This is a genomic window from Streptococcus lishijunsis (assembly GCF_047290665.1).
Classification (GTDB): domain Bacteria; phylum Bacillota; class Bacilli; order Lactobacillales; family Streptococcaceae; genus Streptococcus.
Genome location: NZ_JBLBUC010000006.1, coordinates 32,354 through 43,732, shown reverse-complemented (window position 1 = coordinate 43,732; position 11,379 = coordinate 32,354). Strand labels below are relative to the sequence as shown.

General features: G+C 40.6%; 9 protein-coding genes. 1 reads left to right on the top strand and 8 read right to left on the bottom strand.

What is annotated here, in order from left to right:
• Positions 1-7: 7 nt before the first annotated feature.
• The 3 genes from ACLN19_RS04100 to ACLN19_RS04090 all read right to left on the bottom strand — a co-directional run bounded on the left by ACLN19_RS04100 (position 8) and on the right by ACLN19_RS04090 (position 4,250).
• Positions 8-1,057: a hypothetical protein gene (locus tag ACLN19_RS04100; protein WP_413383573.1), complete on the bottom strand. Its 1,050-nt coding sequence runs from the start codon at positions 1,055-1,057 to the stop codon at positions 8-10.
• 9 nt (positions 1,058-1,066) lie between these two features.
• Entirely contained in the window at positions 1,067-3,016 is a 1,950-nt protein-coding gene (gene parE, locus ACLN19_RS04095) for a DNA topoisomerase IV subunit B (RefSeq protein ID WP_413383571.1), read from the bottom strand.
• 100 nt (positions 3,017-3,116) lie between these two features.
• Entirely contained in the window at positions 3,117-4,250 is a 1,134-nt protein-coding gene (locus tag ACLN19_RS04090) for a hypothetical protein (RefSeq protein ID WP_413383569.1), read from the bottom strand.
• A 186-nt stretch (positions 4,251-4,436) separates the two neighbouring features.
• Between ACLN19_RS04090 and plsY the strand changes: the two genes are divergently transcribed.
• The gene (plsY, locus tag ACLN19_RS04085; protein ID WP_413383567.1) at positions 4,437-5,075 is read left to right on the top strand and encodes a glycerol-3-phosphate 1-O-acyltransferase PlsY; all 639 of its coding nucleotides are present in this window, start codon (positions 4,437-4,439) and stop codon (positions 5,073-5,075) included.
• Positions 5,076-5,148: 73 nt separating this feature from the next.
• Here plsY and nt5e read toward each other — a convergent pair whose 3' ends face one another.
• The 5 genes from nt5e to ACLN19_RS04060 all read right to left on the bottom strand — a co-directional run bounded on the left by nt5e (position 5,149) and on the right by ACLN19_RS04060 (position 11,368).
• Entirely contained in the window at positions 5,149-7,446 is a 2,298-nt protein-coding gene (nt5e, locus tag ACLN19_RS04080) for a cell surface ecto-5'-nucleotidase Nt5e (RefSeq protein ID WP_413383565.1), read from the bottom strand.
• Positions 7,447-7,596: 150 nt separating this feature from the next.
• Complete coding sequence (locus ACLN19_RS04075; protein WP_413383563.1) at positions 7,597-8,670, bottom strand: ABC transporter substrate-binding protein; 1,074 nt, start codon at positions 8,668-8,670, stop codon at positions 7,597-7,599.
• The gene (locus tag ACLN19_RS04070; RefSeq protein ID WP_413383560.1) at positions 8,663-9,439 is read right to left on the bottom strand and encodes an ABC transporter permease; all 777 of its coding nucleotides are present in this window, start codon (positions 9,437-9,439) and stop codon (positions 8,663-8,665) included. The genes ACLN19_RS04075 and ACLN19_RS04070 overlap by 8 nt, the downstream gene beginning before the upstream one ends.
• Entirely contained in the window at positions 9,436-10,230 is a 795-nt protein-coding gene (locus tag ACLN19_RS04065; protein WP_413383558.1) for an ABC transporter permease, read from the bottom strand. Before ACLN19_RS04065 ends, ACLN19_RS04070 begins: the two co-directional genes overlap by 4 nt.
• Positions 10,214-11,368, bottom strand: coding sequence for an ABC transporter ATP-binding protein (locus tag ACLN19_RS04060; RefSeq protein ID WP_413383556.1), 1,155 nt, complete (start codon positions 11,366-11,368; stop codon positions 10,214-10,216). The genes ACLN19_RS04065 and ACLN19_RS04060 overlap by 17 nt, the downstream gene beginning before the upstream one ends.
• Positions 11,369-11,379 lie beyond the last annotated feature (11 nt).

Below are 11,379 nucleotides of genomic sequence, written 5' to 3'. Positions count from 1 at the left end.
TATCAGACTAATCTTTAGGGTATAGAGGATTATAGGCAGGAATCAGCTTATCTGAGAGTTCTCTACCTAGATTGTTGAAGTTCTCAAGATCAGATACCTTAGTCAAGAAACTCTCCTTTGTCGGATCAATCCGTGTATCCCACTTAATCCCCATCAAGGCATAAAAACGCTCTTGATCCTCTAAGCTCTTTGCTTTTTGAGTCATATTAGGCAGCCATTTATCAAACTGTTTGGTTAATTGTTTAAAGGCTAGATCATAGATATTGCTCGTTGCTGATAAGCGTAGCTCATTATCAGAAAAATGTAGCATATTTTGCTTATAATCAGCTAAATCGCGCGCTCGAGCTTTGGTGAGCGCAACTTTGCTCCAAGGTGTTGCAATAAAAGTCTCATGTAGCATATGCTCTGGCTTATCTCTGTAAGCATAGCTCAGCTCTGTCTCAATCGCTAAAAAAGGATAGACCTTAAGCTCAAAGGTCATCTCATCTTTTCCCTTAGTTCCATATGCTTTATGACGCAACTGTCCTGATGTCATCTTGGCATAAAAAGACTTAGGTAACACTGATGTCTCAAGGGCATCCATGGTCTGGCCCGTACTTGTCTGAGAAAGAACCGTATCCTCATCTACAGGGAGTAAAATCAACTGCGACTGCTTAAATCCCTCTTTTGAGGTCATCTCTAAAGTCGCAGGAACGTACATCGCATAGCGAGTCTGTGGCAAAATAGCCAAAGGCGTTTGCGACTCATTGTAGAGTGTATAGCTAGGCTTGTCCTGCCAAAGATTTTGGACAAGGGTAAAATGCGCCTCATCCACTACCTCTGTCTTAGCTTGTGTGAGATAAAGGCTAGCTCCTGACAAGCTCACTGCGACAAGTGATAACACAAGAGGAATAGTCGATTTGACTTTTGACCACTTGGTTCTCTGATTAGCTGAAACTTCTGTAGCGACTACCGTACTAGACTTAGCTGGCATTACTACGCTTTTATCGTCAGCTCTTAATTGCATTTGGCGCTGTCTAGCTAGCGCATAGGATTTCCTACTTGTTCTCTTTTTCATACGTCCTCATCAAAACACTGTATTTTCTTCTAAGGTAAAGGTGACATTGTCCTCAATCCACTTGCGGCGAGGTTCGACCTTATCTCCCATAAGGGTATTGACTCGGCGCTCTGCGCGTGCCAAATCGTCTATGGTAACCTTAATCAGGGTTCTCGTCTCTGGGTTCATAGTCGTCTCCCACAGTTGATCGGCATTCATCTCACCAAGCCCCTTGTAGCGCTGCAGATTAGCACCACGTCCAAATTGTTTTCTAAGGTCCTCTAGCTCACCATCTGTCCAAGCGTAAGCCACTTCTTCCTTTTTACCTTTACCCTTAGACATTTTATAAAGAGGTGGTAGAGCGATATAGACATGCCCCGCCTCAACAAGTGGTCTCATATAACGGTAAAAGAAGGTTAGAAGCAAGGTCTGAATATGCGCACCATCTGTATCGGCATCGGTCATGATAATCACCTTATCATAATTGGCATCCTCAACCTTAAAATCCGCTCCAACCCCTGCACCAATGGTGTAGATCATGGTATTGATTTCCTCATTTTTAAGGATATCTTCCATCTTAGCTTTGGCGGTATTAAGCACCTTACCACGTAAAGGCAAAATAGCTTGGAATTTTCGATCTCGTCCTTGCTTGGCTGAACCACCCGCAGAATCACCCTCGACCAGATAAAGTTCATTTTTTTGTGGGTTTTTAGACTGTGCTGGGGTCAATTTCCCAGACAAAAGTCCCTTATCTTTTTTAGATTTTTTCCCATTGCGTGAATCATCACGCGCCTTTCTGGCAGCTTCTCTAGCATCTCTGGCTTTGATAGCCTTACGAATCAGACGTGTCGCTATTTCACCATTTTCCATCAAATAAAAGGTCAACTGCTCTGACACCAAGCTCTCAACAACAGGACGCGCTAAAGGGCTACCTAGCTTATCTTTGGTTTGCCCTTCAAACTGGAGATACTCCTCTGGCACTAAGAGAGACAAGACAGCAGACAACCCTTCACGATAGTCAGAACCTTCTAGGTTTTTATCCTTCTCTTTTAGCAGACCTGTCTTTCTAGCATAGTCATTCATCGCCTTAGTAATCGCCGTTTTTAAGCCTGTCTCATGCGTGCCGCCATCTTTGGTACGCACATTATTGACAAAAGAGAGGATATTGTCTGAAAAACCGTCATTATATTGCAGAGCTACATCGACAAAAAAGCCCTGCTCTTGACCTGAAAAGGCCACGACTGGTGTTAATTTTTCTTTATCTTCATTGAGGTATTCTACAAAATCTTGAACACCATTTTCATAGTGAAAACGAAGGGTTTCAGGCTTTTCTTCTCGCTCATCTGTCAAAGTCATCGTTACTTCCTTTAGCAAGAAAGCAGACTCTTTCAGACGCTCAGCAATTGTGTTTAACTTAAAATTGGTCGTTGAAAAAATACGACTATCAGGCATAAACGTAACTGTTGTCCCTGATTGTGACTTAGGTGCTTTGGCAATTTTTTCCAAGCTTGTGACTGGCTCACCACCATTTTCAAAGCGTTGACGGTAAACCTGTCCGTCCCTTGTGATAGTCACTTCCAACCAACTCGAGAGAGCATTGACCACTGATGACCCTACACCATGTAAACCACCTGATGTCTTGTAGCCACCTTGACCAAACTTTCCACCTGCATGAAGCACTGTGAAAATCACCTCAACCGTTGGAATCCCCATAGCATGCATACCTGTTGGCATACCACGACCTTGGTCACTTACACTAAGACTACCATCTTTGTGAATAGTGACATCAATCTGATTACCAAAACCAGACAAAGCCTCATCAACGGCATTGTCCACGATTTCCCAGACCAAATGATGAAGTCCTAGGCTATCTGTTGAGCCGATATACATCCCTGGGCGCTTACGCACCGCAGAAAGCCCTTCTAATACCTGAATGGCCTCATCGCCATAATTTTCTATTGTAATATCTGTTTTGGACATAGTTTCCTCCAGAATCGTCATCTGTTCTATCTTACAAGTTTTTAAGCTTTTTTGCAAATCCTTTACAAAATCAACCAAAATAAAAACAGCAATGCTGTTTTTATTCTTCGTATTCTCTGGATTGAACATACCACGTATCGGAAAATTTTTGTTCCAAGTAGCCTCTTGACGAGATACGATACTCTATTTGACGACTACCACTATCAGATGCCATAGTCACCGTCGCATAAACCAACCTATCACTACCTGTCTTTACTGTAATATTACTAATATCATCCACACTATAGCCTTGAGCATCAATAGCATGAGTGACCCAATTTTTAACCTGATCTACCGTCAAATCCTTTGTATTAACGTCGCTAGATGTACTTGCGTCAGCAGGCTCTGTATATTCTAGCGCAATCCATCCCTCACCACTCGCTAAACGTCCCCAAGTATAGCCATCTGCTGATACAGTACCTACAATGGTATAAACACCAGGTGTGATATAAGGAGAGGTTTCATCTCGAACATAAGGATTACTCCTAATATGCAAATCTTTAATCTTAACACGCACCGCATAATAAACAGGAACTTCTTGAATCTCACTACTTACCGCAGTGTCGCTTTGGCTAGATGAGTGAGTCGAGCTAGACTTAGAACTACTTGAAGAGCTACTTGATGAGGTCTTAGTTGTACTTTTAGACGTGCTTGATGAGGCAAACTGACTTGTAGCCTCTTCTCTTTTATCATCGGATGAGAGAAAGAATCCCCATACCAGAAAAAGAAGAACTGCTGTCAATAGTGACAACAAAACACCCCAAAAGATACGCCAAATACGCTTTACTTTCGCTTCTTTTTGCTCTGCAGCTAAGCGCTCTTCCTCTTCTTTTTGAGCGATAAGCATCGCTGCTCTGCGCTCTTTTTCAGCCTCTCTAGCAAGCCTCTCACGCTCAGCTTTTTCCTCAAAATACTGCGCTTGCTCTTGTTTAGCTTCTTCTAGTAATTCTTGAATATTCAGCTGCTCCACAGGATCTTGTGCCTTAGCCAGCTCTAACTTGAGCTTATCTATTTTATCACGCATCTCTTTTTCATAGCGTTCTAGGCGCTGCTCTTCTTGATAGCGCTCATTATCTCGACGTAGCTGGTCTTGTTGATACCGTTGATTATCTAATGATTGTTGATATAGCTTGGTTTGCTTTTCTTGCTCTTTTTGAGCCTTGTCTAAGTAAGCTTTTTTCTCCCAATCTTCCATACTCGCCTCCTCCTTTTTCTGATAACATGATGTTAACTATCCATACGTTTTTAATACCCTTATTTTATCAAGTTTGACTTTATTTTGCAATCGCTATCTCTAAGCCTAGTCCTGATATAATTTGTCAAATCAATGACATTTTTCTAAAAATCTACCTTCTCTTTGCTTTTATGATATACTAGACTTATGAAAGTTTTAGTTTTTATTCTCATCGCCTATCTGCTAGGTTCTATTCCATCTGGCTTATGGATTGGGCAACTTTTTTATCATACTAATCTACGTGAACACGGTAGTGGTAACACTGGCACGACTAACACGTTTCGCATTTTAGGGGCTAAAGCAGGTATCACAACCTTTATCATCGATGCCCTAAAAGGGACTATCGCCACGGTTCTTCCCATGTGTTTTGGTATTGGGTTAAATCCTTTACTCTTTGGTTTTTTTGCTATCTTAGGGCACACTTTCCCCCTTTTTGCTCGCTTTAAAGGAGGAAAGGCAGTCGCTACTAGCGCAGGGGTCTTACTTGGTTATTCTCCGCTGTTATTGCTTTTTTTGCTCAGTATTTTTTTCATAGTCCTCTATCTCTATAGCATGATTTCACTAGCCAGTGTCACAGCAGCTATCGCAGGTATTTTAGCCGTTCTGATCTTTCCTGCTTATCATTTTATCTTGGACAGCTACGATCCTCTCTTTACACTAATTACCCTTGCTATTGCTTCAATTATTATTATACGTCATCGCGATAACCTCTCACGTATCCGACAAAAACAGGAAAATCTCGTCCCCTTTGGACTCAATTTGAGTCATCAAAAGCCAAAAAAATAAGCTGCTAAGCAGCTTATTTTTATATAGCAAAATGCATTATTAGTTAAACACCTTTTTCATACTATTAGGTCGTTTACGAGCGTTTGCGTACACCGATAAGACCACCAATCAAAAGGATCAATCCCAGAGCCATCGCAACAACAGAACTACGACTTGTAGTCAATGGTAGAGTGAGCACTTCACCATCTGTAAATGGCAAATATTGCCCTGCATAGCGCGTTAGCATAGTGCTATTGTCTCCAATTGGTGCTGCACTAAAGGCTTCTAAACGGTAGGTCACATTAGCCGCAAGATTGGCTGGTGCTTTTTCTAGAGGCCTTTTAGCTTGTTTCAATGGCGTTTTATCACCATTGACTTTACTATCTTCATTAGGCTTAACTTGAAGATCCTCAGTCTTATCCTCAACTAAGCTATCTTCTTGACTCATAGCAGCAAAGCCACTTGATGAGATAGAAATGGTACGCGTATTAGGGTTGATAATAGCATACTGGCTTAAATCAGCTTTCGCCAAGAAATTAGCAAATACAACATCCATAGATGGTCCTTCTTCACGTGTCCCACCTAACATCGTATAGCCATCACCACCCGCTGCCAAGAAATCATTTGTAGCCAAATAGTAGTTTTTCGCTAAATCTAGCGCTTTATAAGTATTTGTTTCATGATCTAAAATCTCAATTGCCAAGATACGATCAGCACCAGAAAGTGTCGTATCGTAATAAACTTTAGCGCCTGATACTTGTAAGAAACCACCGCTTGGCTCAAGAAGAGGTTGTCCATTGTCATCAAGAACAAGAGCTCCTGTCTCATCTACCTGATTGATAGAACCGAGCGATTTGATGAACATATCTTTAATCTGCTGACCTGTCACTTGGATTTGAGAGATGATATTTCCAAATGGTAAAACAGCAATGATATCTCCTTTGGTAACAGCTTTTCCTTTTTGAATAGTTTCGCGCAGACCACCACCGTTAGTCACAGCTAAATCTGTACGATGTGAAAAGCCTGTTTGACCATAATCATAAAGCGCATCGGTAACGATATTTCCAAGATTAGTCTCACGAACGCGGACATTCTCACGTTGACCATTAAGTTCCACAGGACTATTATCAAGTACAACGACTGCATTTTCAGCGATATACTTATCTTTGATCGCCTTTACAAGTGCTGCAACTTCTGAATCTTCCTCCAACTGTTTAGCTTCTTTAGCTGTAAGAAGACCTGCTAGCACCTCTTGACTATTTAGCGTTACATAACCAATATTATTGAGGTAGCTACCTGTTTGGTTATAGATGACATGTCCATAAGTATCTGTCTTGGCCGTATGCGAATGCCCATCCAAAATAATGACCTGCTTATCCGCTAGCAAAGCATTCTTAGAGAGAGCTTGTGCAAGACTTGAACCTTGCCACTCTAGCGGTGTTGTTGTATCCACACCAAGGTGAGCTAAAATAACATAATTGTTATATGTCTTTCCTTGTGCCTTTGCACGTGCCTCAATCTCAGCAATAACCCCTTCCACTTCTGAAATAGGGTCACTAAAGCTAACACCCTCCACATTTCTTGGGTGTGTTTTAGTTGCCGTCTCAGGTGTAGTGACACCAATAACTACAACTTCATCGCCTTCAATATCTTCTGTCTTATCAATGATAGCAGAAGCGTCAAATAAACGAGCACCATTAACATAAGTATTGGCGCTAAGTAGTGGGAAAGTCAATAACTCACGTAATTTTTTGAGTTGATTAAGTCCAAAATCAAACTCGTGATTACCAACCGCCATAGCATCGTAACCAATCGCATTCATGATAGCCGCCATATCTTCACCTTGGCTGCTATTACTGATAGGAAGTCCTTGGAAGGCATCTCCAGAATCAAAGACGAAAGTTGGTGTTTCTTGACGACTCTCTTCAACCGCCTGAGCCAACTTAGCAGTCCCAATAACACTTGATTCTTCAAGAATACGCCCATGAATGTCATTTGTGTGAATGATGGTCAGTGTATCACTCTCTTCAGCAACTTCTTCCTCATCATCTACCACATCACCTTCTTCTAGTGCTTCATCAGCATTTCCTTCGAGTGTATCGTCAGCACGATCAACCACTGCTTCTGGCGCATCCTCAGAAACCAACTCACTGACAATATCATCAGCATTATCCATCTCTTCAGATACCACATCTGCTGGAGTTTCTACTACTTCGCTATCTTCTGATACAAGCTCAACAGCTTCTGGGACATCATCATAAGAGAGCTCCTGACTCGTCGTCTCCAAATTGAGCTCATTAAGAGAAGTATTTTCAACTTCTTCTGCTGCGACACCTGTTGCTAAAAGTGTCGATAATAAGATACTCGATAACAATAAATGTTTCTTTTTCACAAATGCCTCCTCGTTATATCTATATCTTTTTTAAACGTGACGTCTGTCTACTGTTTTATTATACACTACTTTTAGAATTATTTCAGCAAAAATTAAGTTATTTTTCAGCTTTCTATGCTTCAAAAAAAGAACTCAAGGTTATGAGTTCTTTTACTTACGATACATCTTAAACTGTAGATAGAGGTCATTGTAGATACCTAGCCATTTTAGCCCTAGATTATCATAGACTTCCAGATGATTGATAACATCATGATCAGGATAAAAGGCAGGGTCATTTTGGATGCTATCTGGTAGCAAGGCTTTAGCATCTTTATTAGGTGTAGCATAACCGATATATTGTGCATTTTGCGCAGCATTTTTAGGATCAAGCATAAAGTTGATAAAGGCATAAGCTTCTTTTTGGTGCTTTACTGTCTTTGGAATGACCAAGTTGTCAAACCACAAGTTAGACCCTTCGCTTGGGACAACATAAACCAAATCTTCATTTGCCTCTAACATTTCACGGGCTTCACCTGAAAAAGTAACACCTATGGCAGCATCTTCTTGAATCATATAACCCTTCATCTCATCACCGACGATAGCCTTGATATTAGGAGTCAATTCTTGCAAACGCACTAGTGCTTGATTAAGTTCTTCCATATTTTTGGTATTGACGCTATAACCTAAACTGTTAAGCCCAACTCCCATAACTTCACGCGCACCGTCAACCAAGAGAATATTATTAGTGTAATCTTTTTGCCACAAGTCACGCCAATGCTCAGGCTTATCTGTAACCATTTTGCGATTATAAACAATACCTACTGTACCCCAAAAATAAGGAATGGAATAGTCATTGTTAGAATCAAAGGTTTTTCCTAAAAACTCATCGCTGATATGGGATAAACCTGTGATACGCTTTTTATCGAGTTTGACAAGGAGATTTTCTTTGATCATCTTATCAATCATGTAATCACTAGGCACTGCAATATCATAGGTCGTTCCACCCTGCTTGATCTTGGTGTACATGGCCTCATTTGAATCAAAAGTCTCATACTGTACCTCAATACCTGTCTCTTTGGTAAAACGGCTTAATAAATCAGGGTCCAAGTAATCCCCCCAGTTGTAGATAACTAATTTATCGGCTTGCTTGGTCGTACTCGTTTGCTGTTGCATGATACTCGTTGCAAGGACAAGAACAAGAATAATAGCTACAATCCCAAGAATAAAGGCATATAATCTACGCATGCTTGTCCTCCTTTTCTCTGACAATGTAGTAATAACCAACTACTAATAAAATACTAAAGAGAAAGACGATAGTCGATAAGGCATTGATTTCTAGTGAGATACCTCGGCGTGCCCTAGAGTAAATCTCAACGGAAAGCGTTGAAAAACCATTTCCTTGTACAAAAAAGGTAACTGCAAAATCATCAAGTGAATAGGTAAAGGCCATGAAAAATCCTGAAATAACCGCAGGGGTTAAATAAGGCAACATCACCTCTTGTAACATCTGCCAAGTACTTGCGCCAAGGTCATAGGCTGCATTGATCATGTCATCATTCATTTCCTTAAGGCGAGGTAAAACCATCAAAACCACAATAGGGATCGAAAAGGCAATGTGACTTAATAAGACAGATACAAAACTCAACTGAAAGCCTAAAGCTGTAAATAAGAGTAGAAAACTAGCACCAATCATGACATCAGGCGCAACCATGAGGATATTGTTGAGAGACAGAAGACTCTGCTGACGTCTTTTTTTGACTTGATAAATCCAAATAGCCCCAAAAGTCCCAATAATAGTGGCTAACAAAGCGCTTAAAAATGACAACAAAAAGGTTTGTAGCAAGATAAGCATCAAACGACTATCTGCAAATAGTTCTTGATAATGCTTAAAGGTAACTCCTGTAAAGCCATTCATATCACCACCGCTATTGAAAGAATAGACAATCAAATAAACAATAGGAACATAAAGAACGACAAAAACAAGAGCTAAATAAAGATTAGCAAGTTTTTTCATTGGCGTCTCTCCTTTGTTAACCACATTACAACAATCATAGCTAAAATAAGGATGACTCCTATGGTTGATCCCATGCCACGATTTTGCGTCGTCAAGAAATGTTGCTCAATAGCCGTTCCTAGTGTAATGACACGATTTCCCCCAATCAATCTGGTCAACATAAAAAGACTAAGACTTGGGATAAAGACGGACTGCACCCCTGCTCGCACGCCATTAAGAGACAACGGAAAGATGACCTGACGAAAGGTTTGCCAACCATTTGCCCCTAAGTCGTAGCTGGCATTGATGAGATTATTGTCAATCTCATCAAGCGCATTGAAAATCGGCAGCAACATAAAAGGCAATTCAATATAGCTAGCTACAAACACAAAAGCAAAGTCCGTAAATAAAAGCTGCTTTGCCCCTATACCAATAAAGCTCAAAAAGGCGTTAACACCACCTTGATGCCCAAAAATCCCCATAAAAGCGTAGGCTTTTAAGAGGAGATTTATCCAAGTCGGCAAAATAATCAACATCAAAAGCAGCTGCTTATGCTTAAGCTTCGTTAAGAAATAAGCTGCTGGGTAGCTAATTACTAGCGTCACTAGGCTAATTAGCCCTGCATAAAGGACTGAATTAAAACTCATCAAAAGATAAGTCCATGAGCTAAAAAAAGTCTTGTAATTGGCTAAAGTCACATGCCCTTCAATATCAAAAAAAGAGGTCCAAACAATCAAAGCTACAGGGGCTAATACAAACAAAAAGAGCCACAAAATATAAGGAAGTGAGAAAAAACTAGGTATTTTCTTCATGACGTTCCTCCTCAATAGCGTTGATCAGACCGTCTTCTGGCTCATCAACATCCACATATTCCTCGATACGAGCATCAAACTCTTCTTCTGTTTCATTGAGACGCATAATATGAAGATCTTCTGGCGTAAAGTCTAGTCCGATAACCTCTCCTTCAATCGCTTTTCGTGTCGAGTGTATCATCCACTCATTTCCCAAATCATCATAAGCGATAATCTCATAGTGGACCCCTCTAAAGAGCTGGGTATCAACACTCACTTGTAATTTCCCTTCTTCTGGCAGGGTAATTTGAAGATCCTCAGGACGAATGACTATCTCGACAGACTCATTTGGACGCATCCCACCATCAACTGCCTCAAAGCGTTTGCCGTTAAATTCGACCAAATAATCCTCTATCATCTTACCTTCGATGATATTTGACTCACCAATAAAGGTGGCAACAAAGTGATTGATAGGCTCATCGTAAATATCCACGGGTGTTCCTGATTGTACGATTTCGCCTTCATTCATGACAAAAATCCAATCACTCATAGCTAGCGCTTCCTCTTGATCATGCGTCACAAAGACAAAGGTAATCCCCAAGCGTTGTTGCAATTCTCTAAGCTCATACTGCATTTCAGTGCGCAACTTCAAGTCAAGCGCTGACAAGGGTTCATCTAAAAGCACTACCTTAGGTTGATTGATAATGGCACGTGCAATAGCCACACGTTGGCGTTGACCGCCTGATAGCTTATGAATGGCTCGTTTCTCATAACCTTCCAAACGCACCATTTTAAGAGCCTCAAGGACACGCTTCTTAATCTCTTTTTTGTCAACTTTTCGTAATTTTAGCGGAAAAGCGACATTTTCAAAGACACTCATATGGGGAAACAAGGCGTAATTTTGAAAAACTGTATGCACATCACGTTTATTGATAGGAATGTCATTAAGACGCTTACCATCAAGATAAATATCGCCAGACGTCGGCTCTAAGAGCCCTGCGATAATACTCAAAATAGTAGATTTCCCACTCCCAGATGCTCCCAAAAGTGTGTAAAATTTCCCTTCTTCTAAATCAAAATTGATATCTTTTAAGACAGGGGTTAGATTATCATCAAATGTCTTAGACACATGTTTAAAGGAAATAATCGGATTAGTCACTTGTCATAAAA